Annotated in this window: 25 protein-coding genes; 23 read left to right on the top strand and 2 right to left on the bottom strand. The window is 51.0% G+C overall.

The annotated features are described in order from the left end of the window. Window positions 1-3: 3 nt before the first annotated feature. From HUG15_RS14400 to rnc, 9 genes are all read left to right on the top strand, one after another. Window positions 4-1,647, top strand: a complete 1,644-nt coding sequence (locus tag HUG15_RS14400; RefSeq protein WP_200128988.1) for a DAK2 domain-containing protein — start codon at window positions 4-6, stop codon at window positions 1,645-1,647. A 50-nt stretch (window positions 1,648-1,697) separates the two neighbouring features. Then, window positions 1,698-2,564, top strand: coding sequence for a DegV family protein (locus tag HUG15_RS14395; RefSeq protein ID WP_200123764.1), 867 nt, complete (start codon window positions 1,698-1,700; stop codon window positions 2,562-2,564). A gap of 146 nt (window positions 2,565-2,710) precedes the next feature. Then, entirely contained in the window at window positions 2,711-4,756 is a 2,046-nt protein-coding gene (recG, locus tag HUG15_RS14390) for an ATP-dependent DNA helicase RecG (protein ID WP_200123763.1), read from the top strand. A gap of 572 nt (window positions 4,757-5,328) precedes the next feature. Then, window positions 5,329-5,886 carry a transcription factor FapR gene (gene fapR / locus HUG15_RS14385; RefSeq protein ID WP_200123762.1) on the top strand — a complete coding sequence of 186 codons (558 nt, stop codon included), beginning with the start codon at window positions 5,329-5,331 and terminating at the stop codon, window positions 5,884-5,886. 27 nt (window positions 5,887-5,913) lie between these two features. Further along, window positions 5,914-6,906 carry a phosphate acyltransferase PlsX gene (plsX, locus tag HUG15_RS14380; RefSeq protein ID WP_200123761.1) on the top strand — a complete coding sequence of 331 codons (993 nt, stop codon included), beginning with the start codon at window positions 5,914-5,916 and terminating at the stop codon, window positions 6,904-6,906. 1 nt (window position 6,907) lies between these two features. After that, a complete protein-coding gene (gene fabD / locus HUG15_RS14375) occupies window positions 6,908-7,852 on the top strand; it encodes an ACP S-malonyltransferase (RefSeq protein ID WP_200123760.1) in 945 nt (314 codons plus the stop codon). Window positions 7,853-7,856: 4 nt separating this feature from the next. Then, complete coding sequence (gene fabG / locus HUG15_RS14370; protein ID WP_200123759.1) at window positions 7,857-8,600, top strand: 3-oxoacyl-[acyl-carrier-protein] reductase; 744 nt, start codon at window positions 7,857-7,859, stop codon at window positions 8,598-8,600. A 113-nt stretch (window positions 8,601-8,713) separates the two neighbouring features. Beyond that, entirely contained in the window at window positions 8,714-8,953 is a 240-nt protein-coding gene (acpP, locus tag HUG15_RS14365) for an acyl carrier protein (protein WP_200123758.1), read from the top strand. Window positions 8,954-9,026: 73 nt separating this feature from the next. Continuing rightward, entirely contained in the window at window positions 9,027-9,773 is a 747-nt protein-coding gene (rnc, locus tag HUG15_RS14360) for a ribonuclease III (protein WP_200123757.1), read from the top strand. 400 nt (window positions 9,774-10,173) lie between these two features. Here the strand turns inward: rnc and HUG15_RS14355 are convergent, their stop codons facing one another. Further along, window positions 10,174-10,407: a DUF1128 family protein gene (locus HUG15_RS14355; protein WP_200123756.1), complete on the bottom strand. Its 234-nt coding sequence runs from the start codon at window positions 10,405-10,407 to the stop codon at window positions 10,174-10,176. 88 nt (window positions 10,408-10,495) lie between these two features. On the opposite strand from HUG15_RS14355, the gene smc reads away from it, so the two are divergent. Both smc and ftsY read left to right on the top strand, forming a co-directional pair. Further along, the gene (gene smc / locus HUG15_RS14350) at window positions 10,496-14,107 is read left to right on the top strand and encodes a chromosome segregation protein SMC (protein ID WP_211202227.1); all 3,612 of its coding nucleotides are present in this window, start codon (window positions 10,496-10,498) and stop codon (window positions 14,105-14,107) included. Beyond that, on the top strand, window positions 14,104-15,096 hold the full coding sequence (ftsY, locus tag HUG15_RS14345; protein WP_200123754.1) for a signal recognition particle-docking protein FtsY: 993 nt from the start codon (window positions 14,104-14,106) through the stop codon (window positions 15,094-15,096). Before smc ends, ftsY begins: the two co-directional genes overlap by 4 nt. A 794-nt stretch (window positions 15,097-15,890) precedes the next feature. On the opposite strand, the gene HUG15_RS14340 is transcribed toward ftsY, so the two are convergent. Continuing rightward, window positions 15,891-16,790: an NERD domain-containing protein gene (locus HUG15_RS14340; protein WP_200123753.1), complete on the bottom strand. Its 900-nt coding sequence runs from the start codon at window positions 16,788-16,790 to the stop codon at window positions 15,891-15,893. Between the two features lie 129 nt (window positions 16,791-16,919). Here HUG15_RS14340 and HUG15_RS14335 point away from each other — a divergent pair, with 129 nt between their 5' ends. The 12 genes from HUG15_RS14335 to HUG15_RS14275 all read left to right on the top strand — a co-directional run bounded on the left by HUG15_RS14335 (window position 16,920) and on the right by HUG15_RS14275 (window position 25,396). After that, window positions 16,920-17,249, top strand: coding sequence for a putative DNA-binding protein (locus tag HUG15_RS14335; RefSeq protein ID WP_200128987.1), 330 nt, complete (start codon window positions 16,920-16,922; stop codon window positions 17,247-17,249). Between the two features lie 10 nt (window positions 17,250-17,259). Then, on the top strand, window positions 17,260-18,612 hold the full coding sequence (gene ffh / locus HUG15_RS14330; RefSeq protein WP_200123752.1) for a signal recognition particle protein: 1,353 nt from the start codon (window positions 17,260-17,262) through the stop codon (window positions 18,610-18,612). Window positions 18,613-18,699: 87 nt separating this feature from the next. Continuing rightward, window positions 18,700-18,972, top strand: a complete 273-nt coding sequence (gene rpsP, locus HUG15_RS14325; protein ID WP_200123751.1) for a 30S ribosomal protein S16 — start codon at window positions 18,700-18,702, stop codon at window positions 18,970-18,972. Window positions 18,973-18,981: 9 nt separating this feature from the next. Continuing rightward, window positions 18,982-19,212: a KH domain-containing protein gene (locus tag HUG15_RS14320; protein ID WP_200123750.1), complete on the top strand. Its 231-nt coding sequence runs from the start codon at window positions 18,982-18,984 to the stop codon at window positions 19,210-19,212. Between the two features lie 313 nt (window positions 19,213-19,525). After that, entirely contained in the window at window positions 19,526-19,951 is a 426-nt protein-coding gene (locus HUG15_RS14315; RefSeq protein ID WP_200123749.1) for a YlqD family protein, read from the top strand. Then, entirely contained in the window at window positions 19,932-20,459 is a 528-nt protein-coding gene (gene rimM, locus HUG15_RS14310; RefSeq protein ID WP_200123748.1) for a ribosome maturation factor RimM, read from the top strand. The genes HUG15_RS14315 and rimM overlap by 20 nt, the downstream gene beginning before the upstream one ends. Further along, entirely contained in the window at window positions 20,456-21,178 is a 723-nt protein-coding gene (trmD, locus tag HUG15_RS14305; protein WP_200123747.1) for a tRNA (guanosine(37)-N1)-methyltransferase TrmD, read from the top strand. Before rimM ends, trmD begins: the two co-directional genes overlap by 4 nt. Window positions 21,179-21,666: 488 nt before the next feature. Next, window positions 21,667-22,011: a 50S ribosomal protein L19 gene (gene rplS / locus HUG15_RS14295; protein WP_200123745.1), complete on the top strand. Its 345-nt coding sequence runs from the start codon at window positions 21,667-21,669 to the stop codon at window positions 22,009-22,011. A 402-nt stretch (window positions 22,012-22,413) separates the two neighbouring features. Beyond that, window positions 22,414-23,259, top strand: coding sequence for a ribosome biogenesis GTPase YlqF (ylqF, locus tag HUG15_RS14290; protein WP_200123744.1), 846 nt, complete (start codon window positions 22,414-22,416; stop codon window positions 23,257-23,259). Between the two features lie 31 nt (window positions 23,260-23,290). Continuing rightward, window positions 23,291-24,058 (top strand): ribonuclease HII, encoded by a 768-nt coding sequence (locus HUG15_RS14285; RefSeq protein WP_200123743.1) that lies wholly within the window; start codon window positions 23,291-23,293, stop codon window positions 24,056-24,058. Window positions 24,059-24,069: 11 nt separating this feature from the next. Continuing rightward, window positions 24,070-25,131 carry a hypothetical protein gene (locus tag HUG15_RS14280; protein ID WP_200123742.1) on the top strand — a complete coding sequence of 354 codons (1,062 nt, stop codon included), beginning with the start codon at window positions 24,070-24,072 and terminating at the stop codon, window positions 25,129-25,131. Next, entirely contained in the window at window positions 25,118-25,396 is a 279-nt protein-coding gene (locus HUG15_RS14275; protein ID WP_200123741.1) for an EscU/YscU/HrcU family type III secretion system export apparatus switch protein, read from the top strand. Before HUG15_RS14280 ends, HUG15_RS14275 begins: the two co-directional genes overlap by 14 nt.

The following is a 25,396-nucleotide window of genomic DNA, read 5'->3' as shown; positions in this document are numbered from 1 at the left end:
GACATGTTCGCGGAAGGGGCGTATGTCCTCGATCAACATTCGGAACGTGTCGACGCTTTAAACGTTTTTCCGGTGCCCGATGGCGATACGGGAACGAATATGAGTTTAACGATCAACTCCGGCGTAAAAGAAATGAAGCAAGGGGAGGATACGCGCGCGTCAGCGGTGGCGAAGCATTTTTCCAAAGGCTTGCTGATGGGCGCACGGGGAAATTCGGGAGTCATACTTTCCCAATTGTTCCGCGGATTTGCAAAAGGGATTGAAAAAAAAGACGACGTCGATGGCCTTGCCTTGGCCGCCGCTTTCGAGAACGGCGTGGACACAGCTTACCGTGCCGTTATGAAACCGGTGGAAGGAACCATCCTTTCCGTGGCCAAAGACGCCGCAAAAGCAGCGCGTAAAGAAGCGCGCAAGCATAACGATGCCGACGCCGTGCTCGAAGAAACGCTTGCCGAGGCGAGACGTTCATTGGAACGCACCCCCGATTTATTGCCTGTTTTGAAAGAAGTCGGGGTTGTCGATTCAGGCGGGCAAGGGCTTTTGCATATTTATGAAGGCATGCAAGCAGGGTTGCGAGGGGAATCAACCGTCGATCACGCAACGGAAACCGCGGAGCAGCCTTCGATGGATTCCCTCGTGGAAGCCGAGCATCATCACGTCCAGGGCGATATAGCCCCCGAAGACATTGAGTTCGGCTATTGCACGGAAATCATGATCCGTTTTGATGAAGCGAAGACAAAGGAGAATCCGTTCAACGAAGATGCATTCCGTTCACGCTTAAGCGAACATGGCGATTCATTGCTCGTCGTGAGCGACGAAGATTTGCTCAAGATACATATACACGTGGAGTACCCGGGCGCCGTCATGGATGAAGCGCAAAAATATGGCGAGCTGATCAACGTTAAAATTGATAATATGCGGGAACAACATGCGGAGCTCTCTTCGCACATGCATCAAGAAGCTACGGAACAGACGTCGGAACAGAAGCAAACGTACGCCGTAATTGCCGTTACGATGGGATCCGGCATTCAAGCATTATTTGAAAGCCTCGGTGTCGAAGCGTTCGTTGAAGGCGGGCAAACGATGAATCCGAGCACGGAGCAATTTATCGAGGCCATTGACAAAACGAATGCCGAACATGTTTTTCTTATCCCGAATAACGGCAATATCGTCATGACGGCCGAACAGGCGGCAGATGTATTTGAGGGAATAGACGTGCGTGTGATCCCGACGAAATCGGTGCCGCAAGGCTTGGGCGCGATGTTTGCGTTTAACGAGGAGGAAGACGTCGCTGCCAATGCAGAGGCGATGAACGAAGGCATGTCAACGGTGAAAAGCGCCAGCGTTACAAAGGCGATTCGCGATACCACTATTGGAGGCGTAGATATAAAGGAGAACGATTTCATGGGGCTCCTCGAAGGTGAAATCGTTAGTTCCGGAGAAACATTGGAAGAAACGCTGAAAAAGACTGCCGAAGCCATGATCGATCAAGAGATTGAAATGCTTACGGTCATCGCCGGCGAAGATGCGGATGAGGACTGCACGGAAGCGCTTGCTTCCCATGTGGAAGAGCGCTACGAAGACGTGGAAACGGAAATTCATGACGGGAAGCAACCGCTCTATCATTACATTCTGTCGGCCGAGTAGAGGAGAATCCGGGGAGGCGCTCACCTCCCTATTATACGAGGGGGATACGTATGGCACGGGTAAAAGTGGTGACAGACAGTACCGCGGACATTCCAAAGGATTTATTGGAAGAATTGGACATTACAGTCGTTCCGTTAAATGTTAATTTTGGGGAAAATGAAACGTACACGGACGGAGAAACGTTAACCCCGTCGGGTTTTTATGAAAAATTACAAAAAAGCGGCGTTATGCCGACGACCTCCCAACCATCCCCTTATGATTTTGAGACGCTTTACAATCGGCTCGCGGAGGAAGATACAGTTATTTTTTCCATTCATTTATCGTCCCAATTAAGCGGGACGTATCAAGCGGCAACGCTCGGAGCGGAAGAAGCGGAGGCAAATGTCGAAGTCATTGATTCCAAACGGGCAAGCTATGCGTTCGGCATTATTGTTACCGATATAGCCCGCCTCGCCAAAAACGGTGCCGACAGCGATGAATGTCGAGAACGGCTTGAACACTTATTGCAACATACAAAGGTTTTTTTCATGGTGGATACCCTTGAATATTTGGAAAAAAACGGGCGGATTGGGAAAGCTTCGGCGCTGCTCGGATCGCTATTAAAAATGAAACCGATTCTGTCGCTGACCGAAGAAGGAGAAGTCTATCCATACGAGAAAGTCCGGGGGCGCAAAAAGGCGATGGCGCGGATCGTCACCGAGCTTGAAACAATTTATGGGGATCAACCGATTCACTTAGGCCTTTCCAACGCGATTGCCGCTGATACGGCGGAAACGATGGCTACAGACGTGAAGGCAAAGCTCAACGTTGTGTCTGACGTGACGACGGAAATCGGAGCCGTCATCGGCGCGCACGTTGGACCGGGAACAATCGCGGTGACGGCCGCTCCGGCACAAGAAAACGAGGGAAGGGATTAGCCCTAGGTGTACGCATTGGATAGGTCATGGGTAGGTCTTGCCCTAACGCATGATCGTATCAGACGTTAGGTCGCCAGCCACGTCCAATGACCCACGCATCAGCACCCGGAGAGTGAAAAACGGCAACGGAGGCGCGTGAAACAACCATGACAAGCCTAAAAAAAACGCAAACGAGTATTGAGGCGCTAAAAGGCGTAGGCCCGGAGACGGTAAAGGAGTTGAACCGCCTCGGTATTTTCACATGGGAAGATTTGCTCTGGCATTTGCCCCATCGCTATGAAAATGTGGCCATCCGCCCGGTGGAAGAATTGGAACACGATGCGCAAGCCACCCTTGCCGGCACCGTTCAAGGGCCGCCCAATGTCAAATACTACGGGGCCAAAAAAAACCGTCTTTCTTTTCGTTTATTTGCCGATGGGCACCTCGTTCAAGTCGTCGCTTTTAATCGTGCGTTTTTAAAAAATAAGCTTCAACCGGAGACGAAAGTGAATGTGACCGGAAAGTGGGATCGGTATCGCGCCACGCTCACTGCCCAAAGAATCGAGTTCGGAGACGTTGATGAGACGCGCGCCTATTCCCCCGTGTATACCATAACCGGCAAACTGACGGTCCGCCAATTGGAAAACTGGATTAAACAAGTCATCCAACAAGGTGTGTTTCCGGAGGAAGTGCTCCCTGCTTCCTTGCGAAAAAAATACAAGTTGCCGACGATCGCCGATGCCCTTTCGACGCTTCATCAACCGGAAAACGCGCAAGCGCTTAAAAACGCGAGACGCCGTGTTGTTTACGAGGAATTCCTCCGTTTTCAATTACGCATCCAGGCGTATAAACGCACGCGCAGAAAAAATGAACGGGCGCAGCCGACAGAGATCGATGAAGCCGCTACCCGCCGATTTGTGCAGGGGCTTCCGTTTGCACTTACCGATGCACAGGTGCGTTCGCTTCGTGAAATTCTCGCCGACATTCAAGCAGATCATAAGATGAATCGGCTCCTGCAAGGGGACGTCGGTTCTGGGAAAACCGTCGTCGCCGCGTGCGCCATGTACGCGGTCGTGAGTGCTGGGAAGCAAACCGCGTTGATGGTGCCGACCGAGATCCTCGCTTCTCAACATGCCGAAAGCCTTGCTGAATTTTTTCATCTCTACGGCATGGAACTCGCGCTTTTGACCGGTTCAACGAAAGCCGCCCGCCGCAGGGAAATCCATGCCGGCCTGGAGAGCGGTGAGATTTCGGTGATCGTCGGCACGCACGCGTTGATCCAGTCGACGGTTCCTTTTCATGATCTTGGCCTCGTTATCACCGATGAACAGCACCGTTTCGGCGTGGAACAACGGCGAGCACTGCGGGATAAAGGGAATCCGGACGCTTTGTTTATGACGGCAACCCCTATTCCCCGCACGCTCGCGATAACGGCATACGGTGATATGGACGTGTCCCGTATTGATGAACAGCCGAGCGGGCGAAAAGCCGTGAAAACGTACTGGGCAAAACCCGATATGCTCGAGCGCGTCATTGCTTTTGTCCGCAAAGAAACGTCCGCGGGAAAACAAGCATACGTCATCTGTCCGCTCATTGAAGAATCCGAGCAATTGGACGTGCAAAACGCGATCGATATCCACGCCCAATTGGAAGAACTAATGCCTGGTAACCACATCGGGCTTTTGCATGGCCGTTTGCGGGACGAAGAAAAAGAAACGGCGATGGATGAATTTACGAGCGGAGCCATTGATGTCCTCGTGGCCACAACCGTCGTGGAGGTAGGCGTCAATGTTGCCAACGCCACGATCATGGTCATTTATGATGCGGACCGCTTTGGGCTCTCACAACTCCATCAGCTTCGCGGACGCGTTGGGCGCGGCGAGTCCCAGTCCTATTGCATATTGCTGAGCGATCCCGCGTCGGAAACAGGAAAAGAACGCATGCGTATTATGGCCGAGACGACCGACGGGTTTGTTTTGGCGGAAAAAGACTTGCAGTTGCGCGGCCCGGGCGACCTTCTCGGACAAAAACAAAGCGGCATGCCCGAGTTCCGCCTCGCCGATCCCGTCCATGATTACCGGGCGTTGGACACCGCCCGGCAAGATGCGAGCACGTTGCTCGACTCGGAGGCATTTTGGAATCATCCGGATTATCAACTTTTGCGAGACTACGTGCAAGGATCAGGCGCAACTTCCGGGGAAAAATTGGATTAAGAAGATGGAACACGAGAAAACGGGATGTCGCTGCCAATATGGTAGTCAATGCGCCCGTCCATGGAGCCCGAAATTGGAGTTGTCTCGCCGATCCGGTCGCCATGGAGCGCCTATGAAGCCCGAAACAGAGACTGTCTCGTCGGTTCGGGCGCCATGGAGCGTTTATGGAGCCCGAAACCGGTGCAGCCACGCTGATTCGGTCACCATGGAGCGCCTATGGAGCTCGAAATAGGAGTAGTCCCGTTGGTTCGGTCGCCATGAAGCGTTTATGGAGCCTGAAACCGGAGCAGTCCGGCCGATTCGGTCACCATGGAGCGCTCATGGAGCCTGAAGCCGGAGTAGACCCGCCGGTTCGGTCGCTATGACCTGCGCATGGCGACCGAATTAGCGGATTTCCTGCCAAACCGGTTGCCATGGAAACGAGCGCCCTCCATTTTTCACCATCAGAGACTTGATTTTCATGCATGTTTGCTTCAAAATTAGTACCAAGTCCTAGTCGCACAATATAACCCTGAGAGGGGGTTGGCGAAAGCCAAGTTTATCTAAGAAGGAGCCTCCTTGGCACAAGCGAGATGAAAAAAACGAAAGCTGTACGAAAACAGGAACTGGAAGACACAATAGAAGCCGATCCTTTTATTACGGATGAGGCCTTGGCCGAGCGTTTTGGCGTCAGTGTGCAAACGATTCGCCTCGATCGGTCCGAGTTAAGAATTCCGGAAGTCCGAACGCGCATCAAGCAACTCGCCGAAACAAATCATGATGATGTGCGAGCCTTACAAAACGAAGAAGTAATCGGAGAAATCGTCGATTTGCAATTGGATGAACAGGCGATTTCCATCCTCGATATTACCGATGACCATGTATTTACGCGCAACGGCATCGCGAGGGGCCATCACCTCTTCGCGCAGGCGAACTCGCTCGCGGTTGCCATCATCAACGACGCGTTCGCGGTCACCGGGCGGGCGAACATTCGTTTCACGCGCCAAGTCTACACTGGTGAACGGGTTGTGGCGAAGGCAAAAATAAAAAAACGCAGTCACGGCTTTCCGGTGATTACCGTGAAAAGCTATGTCAACCAAACCCTCGTTTTCAAAGGGGAGTTCGTCATGTCGAGAGGAAAAGAAGCATGAAAAACGCAAGATAAAGGAGCACATTCGATGAAAATAGCCATAGACGCAATGGGAGGCGACAATGCCCCGAAAGCACAAGTAGCCGGGACGTTAGCAGCTGTCCGGGCATTTGAAGACCTTGAAGTGACACTCGTTGGTGATGAGGAGAAGATTAACCCTCATCTATCGGGCCATGAGCGCATAAAAGTGTTGCACACGACGAGTGTGATCGAAAATGATGAGACCCCGACCCAGGCGGTGCGCCGTAAAAAAGATTCCTCGATGGTTCTGGCCGTCAAGGAAGTGCGCGAAAGCCGGGCGGACGCGAGTATATCCGCGGGCAATACGGGCGCACTGATGTCCACCGGTTTATTGCAAATCGGACGCATTGAAGGGTTGGAGCGCCCGGCGCTGGCACCGATGCTGCCGACTCTTGACGGGGAAGGGTTCCTTCTCTTGGATGTGGGCGCCAACATTGAAGCGCGCGCGGCTCATTTGTTCCAATACGGCATTATGGGCGATGTCTATATGCGCCGCGTCAAAAATCGCAAACAACCGAAGGTAGGATTGCTAAACATCGGTGCCGAAGAAGGAAAAGGCAATGAATTATCCAAACAAGCATATGAACAAATGCAAGAAGCCAACTTTACATTCATCGGCAATGTCGAGGCACGAGATGTATTGAACGGTGTTTGCGATGTCGTCGTTTGCGACGGCTTTTCCGGAAATATTTTACTGAAATCCATCGAAGGTACAGCTGAAGCGCTGTTTTCCATTTTAAAAACGGAGCTCAGCTCGACGATGAAAAACAAACTGGCGGCAGCAGCTTTGAAGCCTTCATTTAAGGGAATCAAGCAAAAATTAAGCTATTCCCATTACGGGGGTGCCGGTTTGTTTGGCTTGAAGGCGCCTGTAGTAAAAGCCCATGGTTCGTCTGATCACACCGCTTTTTTTCATGCCATACGCCAAGCCAGGCAGATGGTTTCCGAAGATGTAGCAGGTGTTATCGCAGCTGATTTGCAAAAACAGAGGAGGGAATGACATGGGGAAAACGGCCTTTTTGTTTCCGGGACAAGGCTCGCAAGCGATCGGAATGGGCATAACCGCGGCTGCGGAAAACAAAGTGGCGCAGGCGGTTTTGACTGAAGCGGACGAAGCCCTCGGCTTTTCCCTTTCCGACTTGATGAAAAACGGCCCGGAAGAAGAATTAAAAAAAACGGCAAACGCGCAACCGGCGTTATTAACGGTGAGCACCGCGGTATTGCAACTTTTTTCCGAAAGCGGTTTGCAGCCGGATTACGTCGCCGGACACAGCCTCGGGGAATACAGCGCCCTTGTCGCCGCCAATGTTATCGATTTTAAGGACGCCGTCTCGGTTGTTCGCAAAAGAGGCGAATTAATGGAAGCTGCAGTGCCGGCTGGCGAAGGCGGGATGGCAGCAGTGATGGGGATGAATAGGGAAGATTTGCAAGCGGTCGTTTCCGAAGTTAACGCGGAAGGGAATCCGGTTCAACTCGCGAATTTAAACGGTCCGAACCAAATCGTCATTTCCGGGTCGGCGAACGGCATTAAAGAAGCCGGTGAGCGTGCCAAGGAAGAGGGTGCGCGCCGCGTCGTCCCTTTAAACGTGAGCGGACCGTTTCACTCGCCGCTCATGAAACCCGCCCGCGAGCAGCTGCAAGACGTGTTGGCGCCGGTAAGTTTTCGCAACAGCGAGGTTCCGGTCGTCATGAACGCGTCTGCCTCAACGGCGACCGATGCGGAAACGCTAAAAGAAGCCCTCGTTACCCAAGTCACTGCTCCCGTGCTCTGGGAGGATAGCATTCGATTTTTGCTTGAAGACGGCGTAGATACGTTTATCGAAATCGGCGGTGGGCAAGTGCTCTCCGGCTTGGTAAAAAAAATACAGCGCCGCGGCGTCGAAGTGTTTTCCGTTGAGAACCAAGCAGATCTCGACGCTGTATTGAACGCAAAGGAGGGATCATAGGGAAATGTTACAAGGAAAAAAAGCGCTCGTTACCGGGGCTTCCCGCGGGATTGGACGAGCCATCGCGCTCAACCTCGCCCAAAACGGCGCTGACGTTGCTATCAATTACGCGGGAAATGAAGCAAAAGCCGCGGAAACCGCGAAAGAATGCGCATCTTATGGGGTGGATGCCTTCCCAGTGCAAGCAAACGTCGCCCGAGAAGACGACGTAAAAACCCTTTTTAAAACGGTCACGGACCGGTTCGGCGCGATTGACGTGCTCGTAAACAACGCCGGCATTACAAAGGACAATTTAGTCATGCGCATGAAAGAAGACGACTGGGATGAAGTGCTCGATACCAATTTAAAAGGCGTCTTTCTTTGCGCGAAAGCGGCGATACGCCCGATGATGAAACAGCGTGCGGGATCAATCATTAATATCGGTTCGGTCACCGGTTCGCTCGGCAATGCAGGGCAGGCCAATTACACGGCAGCAAAAGCAGGGGTCGTTGGACTGACGAAAACGTTGGCCAGAGAGCTTTCCTCCCGCCATATTCGTGTAAATGCCGTCGCGCCGGGTTTTATTGAGACAGAGATGACCGACGAGCTGGGAGGGGAGCAACGGGAAGGGTTGCTGGCACAAATCCCGCTCGGCGAACTCGGGCGCCCCGAAGACGTGGCCGAAACGGTCAGTTTTCTCGCCGGCGAAAAAAGCCGCTATATGACGGGACAAACCCTTCATGTTGACGGCGGCATGTATATGTCTTAGAGGTGAGAGGTGAGAGGTTAGATGCCTCCAAAAGTTAGGCTGGTTTTTTGTGGACAAATATCCTATAATGACAAGGAAACATTCTGGGTTAGGAAATAAAGGAGGAAGTAAAAATGGCAGAAACAGAAACACTGGAACGCGTAAAAAAGATTGTTGTCGATCGGTTGGGCGTCGAGGAATCGGAAGTGATCAGTGAAGCAACGTTTAAAGATGATCTCGGTGCCGATTCGTTGGACGTCGTTGAACTCGTGATGGAACTTGAAGATGAATTTGATATGGAAATCTCTGATGAAGAGGCAGAAAAAATTTCCACCGTCGCTGATGTCGTGAATTACATAGAAGGACAGCAGTGATGGAAGATAGGCGGGAAGACAGATGTACGCTGCCTTCCCGGTTTTTTTGAAAAGGAGCTGTAAGAAAACAATAATGAAATCCTCTCCAAATAAAAAGAAAAAAATACACGCAAGCGAAACCCATGTGCAGAAATTCCGTGATTTATTATCGAAACTAGGACTGCAATTTAATGATGATCAATTGTTGTACCAGGCTTTTACCCATTCATCCTATGTTAATGAAAAGAAACACAATGCCGACAGCGATAACGAACGGTTGGAGTTTTTAGGGGATGCGGTGCTGGAATTATGCGTTTCCCAATACTTGTATCGCCGTTTTCACACGATGCAGGAAGGGGAAATGACGAAACTGCGTGCCGCCGTCGTTTGTGAACCTTCCCTGGCAGACCTTGCGCGAAACTATCAGTTTGGCAGCCTCGTGTTTCTCGGGAAAGGGGAAAATTTGACGGGAGGCCGGGAACGTTCGGCCATGCTCGCGGACGTCTTCGAAGCATTTGTCGGTGCCCTTTACCTTGATCAGGGCATGGACGCCGTGGACCATTTCCTTGAACAAACCGTCTATGAAAAAATCGAAACCGGCAGCTACACGGATGTAATGGACTTCAAAAGCCAGCTACAAGAATTTGTCCAACGAGCTTCAACGGGCGCGGTCACGTACGAGATCGTCGATGAACAAGGACCTGCCCACAGCAGGGAATTCGTTGCCCGCGTCTCCATCAATGGCGATCATCAAGGCGAAGGAATCGGAAAAACGAAAAAATCGGCAGAACAACACGCCGCCCAGAAAGCGCTGATGCAATTAAGCGCGGAAAATCAATAGGGTGACGGTTATTCGGACACTTTTGCATGAGAGGGCGGAAAAAGTGTCCGGACATGAGGCAACCTCGGACACTTTTGCGGACTAAAATACTGAAAATGTCCGAACCATGAATCAGCTCGGACACATCGGCATGAAAAAACAATAAAACTGTCCGAACAAAGGGGACAGTTTTTCATGTGGCTCTTCATCATATTTATGATTCTAACACTGGCCAGAAAAGGAAAAACAGAGAGACTCCCGTGGGAAAGCGCAGTGGGTAAGACCCCGCAGAAAAAAGCGAACGTCTTTTTTCGAGGAGGCTGAGCTAAAGGCCCACGGAAAGCGTTGTGTTTTTCCGTAGCGATTATCATAGTGCATGACCCATTCGCCCCCACCCGCAGTGGGCGAGGACAAAACGGGTTTATTTTTTACTCTCGACTTTAAGTCTTCCCAGTTCCGAAATGAGCGCGTCCATTTCTTTCACACTAAGTTTTGAATTGCCGTCCACGTACTCATAGATCTCTTTAATATCATCGTAAAACCGGAGATCATAGCCTGTTGGATCGAGCACAGCGGCGTTCACCACTTGCAGCTGGTCTTGGAGTTTCTCGAAAATGTAAGTAAGATTTTCTTCTGTTGCTTCGTTAAGGTTCATGACGGGCCTCCTTTTTCTAGTCTCTATTGTAGAAGGGATGAGCTCGTTTGAAAAGGTTTCATTGCAAAAAGATTGCGAGGGAGCGTCTTTGTTTTTAAAACGACTGGAAGTGACCGGCTTCAAATCTTTTGCCGCTCCTTTGACCATCGATTTTAATGAAGGCATCACGTCCATTGTCGGGCCAAACGGGAGCGGGAAAAGCAATGTTGCCGACTGCATTCGCTGGGTACTAGGCGAACAATCAGCTAAACAACTTCGCGGGGCGAAAATGGAAGATGTTATTTTTGCCGGAAGCGAATCCCGAAAAAAAGTAAATATCGCCGAAGTTTCTCTCATCTTGGATAATGAAGATGAATACATGATGAGTGAATTCAACGAGATCAGCTTGACGCGCCGCCTGTACCGCACAGGGGAAAGCGAATATTTTTTAAATCGCAAAGCGTGCCGCAGAAAGGATATCGTCGATTTGCTCGTTGATTCCGGTCTGGGCAAGGATGCGTATTCCATGATCGGGCAAGGGGAAGTGGACCGGATCCTCTCCTCGAAGCCGGAAGATCGGCGCACGATGTTTGAAGACGCCGCAGGCGTTTTAAAATATAAATCCCGCAAGCAAGAATCGGAAAAAAAGCTGCAAGAGACGATGGACAATTTGAATCGCGTGCAAGATATTCTCCATGAGCTTGAAGAACAATTGGCGCCGTTGGAGATGCAAGCGTCAACCGCCCGGGAATATTTACAACACCATGAAGAAAAAGAACGATTGGACGTCGCCATTCTCGTCCATGACATCGAAGCGAAGCACGCGTCCTGGGAGGAATATAAGCAATCCCTTACCAAAACGGAAAAAGAAGCGGAAGCGGAAAAACAAACGTTACACGACGCGCAAGACGATCTTTCCCGGAAAAAAGAAACGCTCGCCGATGTGGAAAACAAGCTGGACGCTGCGCAAAACGAATTGCTTGAGACGAGTGAAGCGTTGCAGCAACGGGAAGGCCACCGCAACCTCATGGAAGAAAGGGGTACCAACGCCAATGAGCGCCTTGAAGCGTTGGATCGCAGAATTCGCGAATTGCAGCAAACGTGGGAGCAAAAAAGCGCGCAGTTGGAAGAAGAAGCCGCGGTACTAAACGAAAAAATTGAGGCCGAGCAAGAAAATAGAAAAGAGCTGGAAGCCCTCGAAAAGAAAAAGAGCAAAACAAAAGCAGATGTGGAAGCGGAACTGGAAACGCTAAAGGGTGAGTACATTGACGCGCTCAACGCCCACGCGGCGAGCAAAAATGAACGGCGCCATAGCAATGAGCAAAAAGAGCGGGTTCAGGAACGGTTAAAACGCTTATTTGCCGAAAACGAAGACAGTGAACAACACTTGGCAAAGCAAAATGAAGAAGAAGCAAAAGCGAAACAAACCTACGAAGCCCTGGAAGCGCAGCTCCAGTCCGAAGAAGTGGCATATGAAGATGCCCGCGCCCGTTTTGAAGCGGAACAAAAGAAAAAAGAAAAAGCGGAGCAACAATTGTACGCGAACTATCGAAAACTTGACGACACCCGTTCCCGTTTGCAATTGCTCCAACGGATGGACCAGGAACATGCCGGTTTTTTTCAAGGGGTGAAAGCGGTATTGCAAGCGTCGGACGCTCAGAAGCTAAGCGGCATTCACGGCGCTGTGGGTTCGCTCATTTCCACCGGCGAACGATTTGAAAAAGCGGTGGAGACCGCGCTCGGCGCCGCGATGCAAAACGTCATCGTCGAATCGGAAGAAGATGGCCGCCGGGCGATCCAATATTTGAAAATGAATCGCCAAGGACGCGCCACGTTTTTGCCGCGTTCCGTCATGAAGCCGCGATCGGTCCCTGATGCGGTGCAAGGGCGATTGCGCGGTGCGGAAGGGTTTTGCGGGGTCGCGGCGGAAGTGGTCACGGCGGATGAACGGTTTTCGCCGGTGATTGAAAACCTTCTTGGACATGTCGTGCTCGCGACGGATTTGAAAGCGGGAAACCGCCTCGCCCAAATCGTTCAGTACCGCAACCGCATCGTCACCCTCGACGGGGAAGTCATCAATCCCGGCGGTTCCATGACTGGCGGCAGCGATAAGCGCAAAGGCATGGAACTGTTGAGCCGGCAGCGCGAACAAGAGGAACTGCAAGCAAAACAAAAACAATTGGACGTTGAAAACGAGAAATTGGAAAAGAACGTTGCTGCCATTAAACAAGAGGGCGAAACACTCCGCGAAAAGACGGAAAAACACAAGCGCCAAACCGAAGACGTCCGTTCCCGTTTGGCGGAAGCGAAAGAGACGCATGTGCGTGTGGAAGCGGAAGCAGGAAAAAGACACGCAGAGTTGTCGTTATACACGAAAGAAAAACAAGCGTTGGAATCCGAACTTCGGGAATGGGAAGCGCAACTGGAACAACTGGAAACGCGCGAACGCGAGGAATCGGATAAAACCGAACGCATCCAAGCAGACATTAACGAGAAGGAAAAAGAAAAAGAAGAACAAGCCGAGTCCGAACAAGCGCTGCAAGAAGCATTTACACAATTGCGCATCCAAGCCGCTTCAAAAAAAGAACAGCTGGATCACCAACAACAAACCGTTGAACGTTTGCGGAGCGATGTTGCCGCGGAACAAAACGATTTGCACGCCGCCATGAAAGAAAGGGAAGAGCTGGAGGCGCGTCTGCAAGAAGTATCCGGGGGCTCGGACAACCTTGACGATGAAATCGAGGAATTGCAAACAAAGAAAGCGGAAATAGAGCAACAAGCGTCCGACTTGAAAGCGCGGCGGGAAGAACAACAACAGTTAATCGAAAAGAACGAGAACCATCTTGCCGTCTTGGAAAAGCGTGCCGCAGACATTGAAGAAAAACGCTATCAGTTGCAACTCTCCCGCCATCGTCTTGATATCGAACTGGACCAGTTGCTCGAACGGTTGCAATCGGATTATGAAATCACATTTGAAGCAGCGAAAAAACGACCTTCTTTTGAAGAGGATACGGTCGAAGATGCGCGCAAACGATTAAAACTCGTGCAAAAGAGCATCGATGAACTCGGGCACGTGAACATCGGCGCCATTGATGACTATGAGCGCGTCAACGAACGCTATCAATTTTTATCGGAACAACAAGCGGATCTCCAGGAAGGAAGAGACACGCTCGTCGCCGCCATTCGTGAAATGGACGAGGAGATGACGCGCAAATTCAGGGAAACGTTCACGTTGATCCGCACGTATTTCCAAGAAACATTTTCGGCAATGTTTGGAGGAGGGGAAGCGGATCTTCTGTTGGAAGACCCGGACGATTTATTGGAAACGGGGATTGAAATATACGCTCGCCCTCCAGGAAAAAAAAGGCAATCGTTATCCTTGCTTTCGGGCGGGGAAAAATCCTTGACCGCGATCGCCCTGTTGTTCGCGATTCTCAACGTGCGGCCGGTCCCGTTCTGTGTCCTTGATGAAGTGGAGGCCGCCCTTGATGAAGCGAACGTGGAACGCTTTGCCAATTATTTGCGCACCTTCAGCCAGCAAACGCAGTTTATCGTCATTACCCACCGGAAAGGAACGATGGTCGCCAGTGATATTTTATACGGCGTGACCATGGAAGAGTCAGGTGTTTCCCGTCTCGTGTCCGTCCGGCTCGAAGACTATGTCCCCGAAGCGGAAGCAGAAGAAGCGTTGCAAACGATAGGAAGGAGCGACACGCCATGAACTTTTTTAAAAAGTTAAAGGAACGGGTTTCCGCCCAGACCGAAACGGTTACCTCGAAATTTAAAGACGGGTTGGAAAAAACCCGTGATTCGTTTGCGGAAAAAATGAATGACTTAGCGGCCCGGTATCGAACCGTGGACGAAGATTTTTTTGAGGAACTGGAAGAATTGTTGATCTCGGCAGACGTCGGCGTGCACACGGTCATGGAACTGACCGAAGAACTGCGCGACGAAGTGAAACGACAAAATGTGAAAACGCCCGGGGACGTTCTGCCGGTCATCAGCGAAAAGTTAACGGCCAAACTCGACTATAGCGGTGAAGATTACGCATTGAACATGAACGGCGAAGGCATGACCGTCGTTCTATTCGTTGGCGTGAACGGTGTCGGAAAAACGACGACAATTGGAAAAATTGCCCAACGTTTCAAGTCCGAAGGCAAAAACGTCGTTTTGGCCGCGGGCGACACGTTCCGGGCCGGCGCGATCGAACAATTGGCTGCCTGGGGCGAAGATGTCGGCGTTAATGTCGTCAAGCAAGCCGAAGGCTCGGATCCGGCAGCGGTGATGTACGATGCGATCCAATCCGCCCGCTCCAAAAATGCGGACGTGTTGCTTTGCGACACGGCTGGGCGCTTGCAAAACAAGGTTAATTTAATGAAAGAACTGGAAAAAGTAAAACGCGTCATCAGCCGCGAAATCCCGTCGGCCCCGCACGAAGTATTGCTCGTGTTGGACGCGACAACCGGGCAAAACGCCATGACACAGGCGAAAACGTTTAAGGAAGCAACGGAAGTTTCCGGCATCGTGCTCACGAAACTGGATGGCACCGCGAAAGGCGGCATCGTGCTTGCCATTCGTAATGAACTCGACATCCCCGTCAAATTCGTCGGCCTCGGCGAAGGCGTCGACGACTTGCAACCCTTCGACGCCGAACAATTCACGTACGGATTATTCCGGGAGCTCGCGGAGGATGACGAGTCGGCTGAGTGAAAAAAGGGAGTCGATCGAGTTGAGTCTTAAGAGGATCGTTCTGCGGACCGAGAAAGGCGAAATCGATCGAGCGGAGTCCTCAGGTGGTCGTTCTGCGGACAGAAAAGGGCGAAATCGATCGAGCGGAGTCCTCAGAGGATCGTTCTGCGGACAGAAGAGAGTGAAATCGATCGAGTTGAGTCCTCAGGGGATCGATCTGCGGACAGAAAAGGGCGAAATCGATCGAGTTGAGTCCTCAGAAGGCCGATCTGCGGACCGAAAAGAGTGAAATCGATTGCGCGGAGTCCTCAGAGGATCGATCTGCGGACAGAAAAAGGTGAAATCGATCGAGTTGAGTCCTCAGGGGATCGATCTGCGGACAGAAAAGGGCGAAATCGATCGAGTTGAGTCCTCAGAAGGCCGATCTGCGGACCGAAAAGAGTGAAATCGATTGCGCGGAGTCCTCAGAGGATCGATCTGCGGACAGAAAAAGGTGAAATCGATCGAGTTGAGTCCTCAGGGGATCGATCTGCGGACAGAAAAGGGCGAAATCGATCGAGTTGAGTCCTCAGAAGGTCGATCTGCGGACCGAAAAGAGTGAAATCGATTGCGCGGAGTCCTCAGGGGATCGTTCTGCGGACCGAAGAGAGTGAAATCGATCGCGCAGAGTCCTCAGGTGGTCGTTCTGCGGACCGAAAAGAGTGAAATCGATTGCGCGGAGTCCTCAGGGGATCGTTCTGCGGACTGAAAAAGAGAAAATCGACCGACCCGAGTCCGCAGAAGCACGTGCTACGGTCCGGAAAGTTGTCACAGTGTTAATCGACATAATAGGAGGCGTTCCCATGGCCCACGCGGGTGAAATTATTCGTTAAAATTCTGTTGATTTTCTTTTTGGAGCTTGTCATGCCACACCAATCATAAATATTGTTTGTGGTTATTTTTCGATCCGGAAATAGACATTTGTATTCCTCAATGCTTCTCATGATCGCTGTTTTATTGTCTTCTTCATATTCGCATTTGGCACATGCCCAATTTACACCCTTATCAGCCATAAAAGAACGGCAGTTTGCACAAACCACTCCTTTTTTCAGTTCATGATAATTGTAGTCGGGAAATTGTGTATGCGGGTTGTCATGCACATGCAATGCCAGTAATTTTTCAGCGAGCTTATTATGTTTATGAGTCATTTTAGAATCTAGGCGGTTTAATGTTTCCAGAAAGCGATGGATTTGGTTTGGGAAAACGGCAGGAAGTTGAGGAGGCGCATTGTACAGATAAAATTCGGAATGGGTAAAAACGAGCGTGGATTCAACCGGGAAATTCAGTCGATGTTGGTGAAGTAATTTTCGCAAGAGGGTTTCGCTCCGCTTTAGTTGGAGCCGGGGGTCTTGGATCTCTATGCCGGACATTGCTTTCCATTTGTCGTCAACGATGAAAAAATCACCTTTGGAATATTTTGACTCCAAAAGATAAATCGTTTCTTGCAAAATAAGCATCTTATCGATTTGAAAAAAATTACGGTTTTGGTTCAATAAAAGGTCGTTGATTACAAAGCAGTCAGTCGTTAAGTCTTCCAACCAAGCATCTAATTGTTGCTCGCCTTTAAAACCTTTCTCAAGATAGAGATAGCGCTGTTCATCGGGAAGGGGCATTCGGGGGCGTAACAGTCGCAGCGTTTTTAATTCGGCGGGGACTTCGCGGGGTTTGAGAATCATGAGACACATCCTTTTCTAAATTTCATTTATTATACCAACAAACGTCGGTACCGGGAGGCCCCCTTGACATCCTCCGCTCACCCTTGTATCCTTGTAAAGGCGATACACTTAACAGATAAGGTGAATCCAGTGCTGGAAAAAACGATGCGCATGAACGCGCTTTTTGATTTTTATCATCCGCTCTTAACTGAAAAGCAACGCGACTATTTGCAGCTTTATTATTATGATGATTACTCACTCGGGGAGATTTCCGAGTACTTTGACGTGAGCCGCCAAGCCGTTTACGATAACATCCGGCGCAGTGAAGAAATGCTGGAAGCGTATGAAGCGAAATTACAGCTCGACGAACGGTACCGCCGGCGCCAACACCTATACCAAAAACTTCGCCGAGAAGCCGATTCGTCCGCATCACCGGTTTTTTTTTCCATCGTAGACGAATTGGAACGATCTGAAGAATAGGGGGGACACAATGGCCTTTGAAGGTTTAGCCGAGCGTTTGCAGGCGACGATGTCGAAGATTAAAGGCAAAGGGAAGGTCAGCGAAGCGGACGTGAAAGAAATGGCGCGGGAAGTCCGCCTGGCGCTTCTTGAAGCCGATGTGAACTTCAAAGTCGTCAAGCAGTTTGTGAATCGCATCAAGGAACGCGCGGTCGGGCAAGAGGTAATGAAAAGTTTGACTCCCGGCCAGCAAGTCATTAAGGTTGTCAACGAAGAATTGACAGAGCTGATGGGAAAAGAAGAAAGCAAACTGGCGGTCGCCGATAAAGCGCCAACGATTATCATGATGGTCGGCCTCCAAGGGTCCGGAAAAACGACGACCGCCGCGAAACTGGCCAACCATTTGCGCAAGGAAAAAAATCGCAATCCAATGCTCGTTGCCGCTGACGTTTATCGTCCGGCGGCCATCGATCAGTTGCAAACCCTCGGGAAGCAATTGGATATGCCTGTTTTTTCCAAAGGTACCGAAGCCAACCCCGTCGATATCGTCCGGGAAGGGGTCGAGCAGGCGAAAGCAGAGAACCATGATTATGTGCTCCTCGATACCGCTGGGCGTTTGCACGTGGATGAAGCGCTGATGGACGAGTTGCAGCAAATGAGTGACAAGGTCCGCCCTCATGAAGTGCTGCTCGTCGTTGATGCCATGACGGGTCAAGATGCGGTGAATGTCGCGGAACAGTTCAACGAACAACTTCCTGTCTCCGGTGTGGTGCTCACGAAATTGGACGGCGATACCCGCGGCGGTGCTGCCCTTTCCATCCGCGCGGTCACGGACCAGCCGATCAAATTTGCCGGGATGGGCGAGAAAATCGACCAGTTGGAAACGTTCCACCCCGAACGCATGGCGTCCAGGATTCTCGGGATGGGGGACATGCTTTCGCTCATCGAAAAAGCGCAAACGAATGTGGATGAAGAGCGTGCCAAAGAATTGGAAAAGAAAATGCGCAATGCCGATCTCACGTTTGAAGATTTTCTGGAACAGCTGGAACAAGTGAAAAGCATGGGGCCGATGGAAGACATCCTCAGCATGATCCCTGGCGCGGGCAAGATGAAAGGCATGAAAAACATGCAGCTGGATGAAAGCCAAATCGGCCGTGTCGAAGCCATCGTGCGCTCGATGACGAAAGCGGAAAAACAGGATCCGAAACTGATGAACGCGAGTCGCAAACGCCGGATTGCAAAGGGCAGCGGAACGTCGGTGCAAGACGTGAACAAACTGCTCAAGCAATTCGAAGACATGAAAAAAATGATGAAGCAAATGTCGTCGATGGGCGGCGGCAAAAAGAAAGGCAAAGGCGGCATGCAATTGCCGTTTATGCGCTGAAAAGGAAAACCCCTTTACAAGCAAAGGAAACTTGTCTATAATAGGCAACTGTGAAAATGCGACTGATAAAAATTGGAGGAATAAATCATGGCTACAAAAATTCGTTTAAAAAGAATGGGATCGAAGAAACGGCCTTTTTACCGTGTCGTTGTCGCGGAGTCAAGCGCGCCGAGAGACGGCCGTTTCATTGAAGAGATCGGGACGTACAATCCGCTCACGGAACCGAGTGATTTTCAAGTGAATGAAGAAAAGGCGCTCAAATGGATGCTCGACGGCGCGAAACCATCAGACACCGTTCGCAATCTCTTTACGACCCGCGGGCTGATGGAAAAGCTCCATCAAACGAAAAACGGTAAGTAGGTATTTTTCATGTTAAAAGAACTCGTCGTAACGATTGCCCGTTCATTGGTCGACCATCCGGATGACGTCGCTGTTCAGGAAGAAGACGTCGATGGCATGACCGTGTTCACCCTATCTGTCCACGAGGAAGATATTGGGAAAGTCATTGGCAAAAATGGAAGAGTCGCGAACGCGATTCGAAATGTGTTAACGGCGGCAAACAGAAATCAAGGCAAAGTCCGGCTTAATATTGCTGATTAACGAAAGGGGGAGGCTTTGCCTTCCCTTTTTGATCATGTGAAGTGAAACTTTCATCAGAGGGGCTTTCCTTTGATGGTTTTAAGGAATGCCGGCTAAAACCGCCACGTCCTGTGGCAACGCCGGCACTAGCACATCCTGTGCGTCGGAACAAATCGGAGTGTTAGTCGCCCGTTATTCCGGACATCAGACGTCGGAAGCTGGAAGTCGGAAGATCCATTCTTCGTATCCTGAAAAGGTTTTTTCGGCCTCTGGGCTCTGAAATCTGACCTCTGGGATTACGGTCGCTTACTACCGGGAAAAAAGAGGTGAAGCCGTGAGAATTGAAAAAAATGTACTCGTTCGCCACGTCCTGACCGAAGATTATCGGGAGAAGCTTTTAAAAAAAATAGGTTCTGAAAAAGAGCGCTTGAACACTGAAATCGAACAGTTGCGGTTTCAGTATCAAAAACAGCTAAAAGAACAGACGGGCCGCAATAAATCTGCCATTGATGCCAAATACAATGGCGAGATCAATAAACGCGGCCAACGGATCGAAAGCTTGAATTTCAGGGAAAGCAAAGTGAAAACATTGCCTGAAGGTTCGCTCGTCACCGGGGAAAAGGTGCAAAGATTTACGGATGTTCAGGTCGGGGATCGTTGGTCGGCGCACCGGCTGGAAGATGAAATTATTATTGAGGATGACATCGTTCGCGAGATTCGTTCCAAAGGAGAAGACGAGGATGACAGCGTCCGCCACTGATTACTACGAAGTTGGAAAAATTGTCAATACACACGGGTTCACCGGAGAAGTGCGCGTCATTGCCACGACCGATTTTCCCGAAGAACGGTTTGCCGACGGCTCCGAGTTGCGTGCGGTGAAAGAAAACGGGGACAAGGAAACGCTTGAAGTGCGCGCGCATCGCAAACATAAACAATTCGATCTGCTTATGTTTCAAGGATATGAAACGAAGGAGGATGCCGAACGCTTAAAAAACGCGATTCTTGAGATCCATGCTTCCATGCGTGCGTCCTTGCCGGAAAACGAATTTTACTATAGTGAAATCATCGGGATAGATGTTTTTACGGAAGATGGCGAGTCGCTCGGAAAGGTAAAAGAAATTTTAGCCCCCGGCGCCAACGATGTTTGGGTTGTCGAAGGCAACGGGAAAGAGATTCTGCTCCCGTACACATCCGAGGTCGTGCAGATGATTGATGTGGAAAAAAGGCGCGTAACCGTTCATTTGCTGGAAGGGCTGATTGATGAATGAAGATCAATTTTCTCACGCTTTTTCCGGAAATGTTTGAAGGTGTTACCAACTCTTCCATATGGAAACAAGCCAGGGATAAAGGTGCGGTTGATTATACAGTCACCGATTTTCGCGCCTATTCGGACAATAAGCACAACAAAGTCGACGACTATCCGTACGGCGGAGGCGCCGGAATGGTGTTGCGCGCCCAACCGATTGTGGATGCTGTGGAGGATGTTCGGGGCGGGGGCGATGCCCGTGTCGTGATGCTTTGTCCGCAAGGGACGCCGTTTTCGCAGCAAAAAGCCGGGGAGCTGGCAAAAGAGGAAGCGTTGATCCTCGTTTGCGGGCATTACGAAGGTTATGACGAACGCATTCGCTCCGTCGTGACCGACGAAATATCCATTGGCGATTATGTGCTTACGGGAGGCGAGCTCCCGGCAATGATCATTGCCGACAGCGTCATCCGTTTACTCCCGGGTGTCCTCGGCAACGAAAGCTCGGCGCAAGAGGAATCATTTACAGACGGGCTGTTGGAGCACCCGCACTACACACGTCCCGCCGATTTTCGCGGCATGGACGTGCCGGAGGTGTTGCTGTCTGGCAATCACGCGCATATTGAAGAATGGCGGCGGAAGGAATCATTGCGACGTACGTGGGAGCGGCGCCCCGATTTGCTGGAGGCGCGCGAGCTGGATGACGATGAACGGGAATGGTTGCGGAAGTTTGAGAACGAATAAGTGGCGGGTTCTGGGCGGGCATAAGTTTCATGGCGCCCGGGAAAGAGCCCAATTTCCGACTTCGGTCGCCATGGGGGCTTTATGACGCCCGAAAAGGAGTGCAATTTCCGATTTCGGTCACTATGAACGCTTCATGGCGCCTGAAAAAGAACTTATTCCCTGTGTTCGGTCGCCTGGGGGCTTCATAACGACCGAAAAAGCGTACAGTACAGCAGCACGGTCGCCATGGCGCTTGTCCCGGATGAGCACGGGCACGGCAAATTTTTCGGGTGACCGGATGCCTGCATTGTCTGGCATTCTGCATAAACCGATCGGCGTTCGAATCATGAGCACACTTCGACGCTGGCCAAATAAATTCTCGATGAAACATTGCTGAACGGCGCACTCTATGCTATGATTTACGTTGGCAGATGCCTTTGAATCCGATGTTCCGCTTCGGCGGGAGAAAGCCCCCGTAAGAGCATCCGAGAAGAAAGGAGGAAACGAAAATGAGCAATTTGATCCGGGAAGTAAATAAATCTCAATTAAAAAATGACCTCCCTAACTTTCGGCCGGGAGATACGGTAGCCGTTCACGTAAAAGTTGTGGAAGGAACCCGTGAGCGTGTTCAGGTATTCCAAGGCGTAGTTTTAAAACGCCGCGGAAGTTCCGTGAGCGAAACGTTCACTGTCCGCAAGGCTACATCCGGGATTGGCATTGAACGGACATTCCCTGTCCATTCCCCAATCATTGACAAAATCGAAGTGAAACGCCGCGGCCGCGTCCGCCAAGCAAGGCTTTACTACTTGCGCAAGCTCCAAGGAAAAGCCGCGCGTGTTAAGGAACTTCGTTAATGATCGTGAGAAGAAGAGCTTGGACACCAGGCTCTTTTTTTGGTAGGAAAAGGCGGTTCATTGACACCATTAAAAGGGAAAATAACCCAATGAACGGTTTCATGAAACGTCTATGACACCTCCATAAGGAAAAAATCATCAATCTAAGGTTCCATAATAACTTTATGACACCACTAAACGGAAAAATAAGTAGATTAGAGGTGTCATGAACGATCCAATGCACCTCAAAAAAGGAAACAGCCCGAATCCGAGGTGCGTTAAAGAACCCGGAATGGGGTATGGCTGATAAACCGCTTGTTTTGGCTGATATATTAAGGTTTTTAGCTGATATACTGCAAAATTCGGCTGATATCCGTGCGTTTTCGGCTGATAAAACCACACCAGTCAGGAGGTGACACCAACATGACAATCCAATGGTTTCCGGGCCATATGGCGAAGGCGACGCGCGAAGTCCAGGAACTGATCAAACGCGTGGATGTCGTCGTTGAGCTCGCCGATGCCCGCGTCCCGCAGGCGTCGCGGAACCCGGTCCTTAACGAAATCCTTGCCGACCGCCCGAGCGTGCTCGCGCTCGTGAAAACGGACATGGCTGATGAATCCGTCACAAAAGCATGGCAGCACCATTTCGAACAAAACGGCGAAACCGTTGTCCTCATGAACGCCAAGCATAATCAAGGCACCGGCAAACTCGTTCAAGAAGTGAAACGGCTCGCTCAACCGAAAATGGAAGCCCTGCAAAAAAAAGGCATTCAAAACCGCTCCATCCGCGCGATGATCGTCGGCGTCCCAAACGTCGGCAAATCAACGGTCATTAATCGCCTCGTCGGCAAAAACCAGGCGAAAACGGGCAACAAACCGGGCGTGACGCAGGGCAATCATTGGCTGAAGGTAAGCAAGCAGATGGATCTTCTCGACACCCCCGGCATCCTCTGGCCGAAATTCGAAGATCCCGAGGTTGGCTACAAGCTTGCCATCACCGGCGCGATCAAAGATGAACGCCTCGTCTATCAAGACGTCGTCCTTTATCTTATCCAAAAGCTGCGCGAACACTATCCTGACGCTTTGAAGGCGCGCTACAATTTGTCCGAGCTACCGAGCGAAGGCGTGGAACTTTTTGAAGCGATCGGCCGAAAACGAGGGTGCCTCATCGCCGGCGGAGATGTGGATTTTGACCAGGCGGCGGAAGTGATCCTCCGCGATTTCCGCTCGCAAAAACTTGGCCCAATGTCACTGGAAGAACCAAAATAATAACCGATATGAAAAGAAAGAGGTGAACGCGGTGGGAAAAAACGTATCGATCGCGCAGATCAAGGCACACCTTTTTGCCGAGCAACGACCATCGGTCGATTGGGTCAACGCATTGCGCGCCGATGAACGAAAAGGCGTCCAGCAGCTGCTCGTGCGTTACGACCGTATCCTTGAACGGGAAGCGCAGTTAATCCAACAGTTTAGGGACATGCGCGCGTTTGAAAAAACATTCAGTTTTTCCGGCGCGCAAATCGCCGGCGTTGATGAAGTTGGCCGGGGGCCGCTCGCCGGTCCGGTGACGGCAGTCGCGGTTATTTTGCCCGAGCGATTCGAACTCCCGGGCTTGACCGATTCGAAAAAACTAACATCAGAGCAACGCGCGCGGTTTTACGAAGAAATTACCGCAGCCGCGGATGTGGGCATCGGCACGGCGACGTCAGACGAAATCGACGAGATCAACATATATCAAGCTTCGCGCCGGGCGATGGTACGCGCCGTCGAAGCATTAGCGAACCGTCCGGACCACCTTGCCGTTGACGCGATGGAATTGCCGCTCGATATTCCGCAAACGCCGCTTATCAAGGGCGATGCTAAAAGCGCGAGCATTGCCGCCGCGTCCGTCGTTGCGAAAGTGACCCGTGATACATATATGAAAACGTTGCATGAAAGCTATCCCGCCTACCGGTTTAACGAAAACGCCGGCTACGGCACGAAAGCCCATTTGGAAGCGCTGGACCGGGAAGGGCCTTCCCCGGAGCACCGCCGCTCGTTTCAACCTGTCATCACTCGGGAAGCGTAAGGAGATAAAAGATGGATATCGCCGCTCTCTCCGACCAATTAAATAACAACGGACAACCGAAACCGACGTTTCGCATTGGCCAAATGTTCAGCGGCACTGTGTCCCGTCTTTTCTCGGAGCAGCTTGCCACGATTGAAACCGGACAACATACGCTCGTGGCAAAGTTGGAAACCGCGCTCAGTGTCGGCGGCCGCTATCTTTTTCACGTTCAATCGATCGATGGGTTGCCGCGATTAAAGGTGGAGCCTTTATCGTCCGGCATTCCGGATGATAAATATGCGCGCGCTTTGGTCCAGCAGCTTCTTCGAAATGAAACGCCGTTTCGTTCGTCTGATCTCATGCAAGCGGCCGAACGGCTGAAGGGGGAAGGGCGTGTGACCGAGGTGCATGTGCAACTCGCGCACCGGGCGATTGAAAAGCAAATACCGCTCACCCCGGGTATTTGGCAGACGTTAAAAAGCGCCGCCCATCCTCAATCGTTAGCGGCGCAACTGAGCCATCAGAAAGTGGCGCAAAAACTATTGGCTCAGGGTACGATTCGAGCGGACGCGCCAGACACCTCCGGATTGCAAACGATGCTTGCTGCCCTCGGGCGCCCGGCGGAAGATGTGTTGAATCTGCGAACAGTCATCCAGGCAGATCGCCAGCAATTTCTGCCGCTCCTGCAGCAATCACTCGGCTTTCAGCTGCTGAACACGGACCCTTCGCAAGGCACCGGCTTTTTGCCGTTTAATCTCGATGGTTATTTAACGGACGGCTTTATCCAATGGCAAACCCACGCGCACGAACGGGGACAGGAGGACGCTTCCACACGGGTTTTATTTTTCCTGAAATTACAGCATTTAGAAGAGACGGTGCTTGATTTATTTATAAAAGAAAAGAACATTTCCGTGCACATTTATAATGATCATAAGGAGCCGGGAATTGTCGCGCATTTGAAGCCGGTGTTGGCGCAAAAGTTGGAGGAACAGGGGTTTCAGCTCGTCGCTTATCATTGGAATCAAACGGAGAAGCGTGCGGTAACGACGGAGCGGGAGGCGATTGGAAGAGGGGGATTTGATGTGCGCATATAAGGATAAACGTCGAACGGCAGCGGCGTTGACGTATCGGCAAGCGGAAGATATCGCGCCTGTCGTAAAAGCGAAAGGGCACGGGGCGATCGCCGAGGATATCATCGCGCGGGCACGGGAAAACGATGTCCCCGTCCGAGAAGATGAAACGCTTGCGGAGCTGTTGGACCAACTTGAAATCGGCACGCCGATCCCGGCTGATTTGTACGAAGTGATCGCCGAAGTTTTTGCTTTTATTTATAAAGTTGATGCAGAAATGAAAGACTAA

Source organism: Salicibibacter cibarius (genome assembly GCF_016495725.1).
GTDB classification, from domain to species: domain Bacteria; phylum Bacillota; class Bacilli; order Bacillales; family Marinococcaceae; genus Salicibibacter; species Salicibibacter cibarius.
Note: the sequence above shows the minus strand (reverse complement) of the source record. Positions and strands in the feature narration are given on the sequence as shown.

Excerpts from the sequence above, each read along its gene's own strand:
- HUG15_RS14355 (WP_200123756.1), bottom strand. The coding sequence starts at position 10,407 with ATGAACCTTAACGAAGCAACAGAAGAAAATCTTACTTACATTTTCGAG.
- HUG15_RS14320 (WP_200123750.1), top strand. The coding sequence starts at position 18,982 with ATGTTAAAAGAACTCGTCGTAACGATTGCCCGTTCATTGGTCGACCAT.
- HUG15_RS14280 (WP_200123742.1), top strand. The coding sequence starts at position 24,070 with ATGGATATCGCCGCTCTCTCCGACCAATTAAATAACAACGGACAACCG.
- fapR (WP_200123762.1), top strand. The coding sequence starts at position 5,329 with ATGAAAAAAACGAAAGCTGTACGAAAACAGGAACTGGAAGACACAATA.
- plsX (WP_200123761.1), top strand. The coding sequence starts at position 5,914 with ATGAAAATAGCCATAGACGCAATGGGAGGCGACAATGCCCCGAAAGCA.
- rimM (WP_200123748.1), top strand. The coding sequence starts at position 19,932 with ATGACAGCGTCCGCCACTGATTACTACGAAGTTGGAAAAATTGTCAAT.
- fabG (WP_200123759.1), top strand. The coding sequence starts at position 7,857 with ATGTTACAAGGAAAAAAAGCGCTCGTTACCGGGGCTTCCCGCGGGATT.
- HUG15_RS14400 (WP_200128988.1), top strand. The coding sequence starts at position 4 with ATGTTCGCGGAAGGGGCGTATGTCCTCGATCAACATTCGGAACGTGTC.
- acpP (WP_200123758.1), top strand. The coding sequence starts at position 8,714 with ATGGCAGAAACAGAAACACTGGAACGCGTAAAAAAGATTGTTGTCGAT.
- trmD (WP_200123747.1), top strand. The coding sequence starts at position 20,456 with ATGAAGATCAATTTTCTCACGCTTTTTCCGGAAATGTTTGAAGGTGTT.
- HUG15_RS14340 (WP_200123753.1), bottom strand. The coding sequence starts at position 16,790 with ATGATTCTCAAACCCCGCGAAGTCCCCGCCGAATTAAAAACGCTGCGA.
- ylqF (WP_200123744.1), top strand. The coding sequence starts at position 22,414 with ATGACAATCCAATGGTTTCCGGGCCATATGGCGAAGGCGACGCGCGAA.
- rnc (WP_200123757.1), top strand. The coding sequence starts at position 9,027 with ATGAAATCCTCTCCAAATAAAAAGAAAAAAATACACGCAAGCGAAACC.
- ffh (WP_200123752.1), top strand. The coding sequence starts at position 17,260 with ATGGCCTTTGAAGGTTTAGCCGAGCGTTTGCAGGCGACGATGTCGAAG.
- HUG15_RS14395 (WP_200123764.1), top strand. The coding sequence starts at position 1,698 with ATGGCACGGGTAAAAGTGGTGACAGACAGTACCGCGGACATTCCAAAG.
- HUG15_RS14275 (WP_200123741.1), top strand. The coding sequence starts at position 25,118 with ATGTGCGCATATAAGGATAAACGTCGAACGGCAGCGGCGTTGACGTAT.
- recG (WP_200123763.1), top strand. The coding sequence starts at position 2,711 with ATGACAAGCCTAAAAAAAACGCAAACGAGTATTGAGGCGCTAAAAGGC.
- ftsY (WP_200123754.1), top strand. The coding sequence starts at position 14,104 with ATGAACTTTTTTAAAAAGTTAAAGGAACGGGTTTCCGCCCAGACCGAA.
- rpsP (WP_200123751.1), top strand. The coding sequence starts at position 18,700 with ATGGCTACAAAAATTCGTTTAAAAAGAATGGGATCGAAGAAACGGCCT.
- rplS (WP_200123745.1), top strand. The coding sequence starts at position 21,667 with ATGAGCAATTTGATCCGGGAAGTAAATAAATCTCAATTAAAAAATGAC.
- fabD (WP_200123760.1), top strand. The coding sequence starts at position 6,908 with ATGGGGAAAACGGCCTTTTTGTTTCCGGGACAAGGCTCGCAAGCGATC.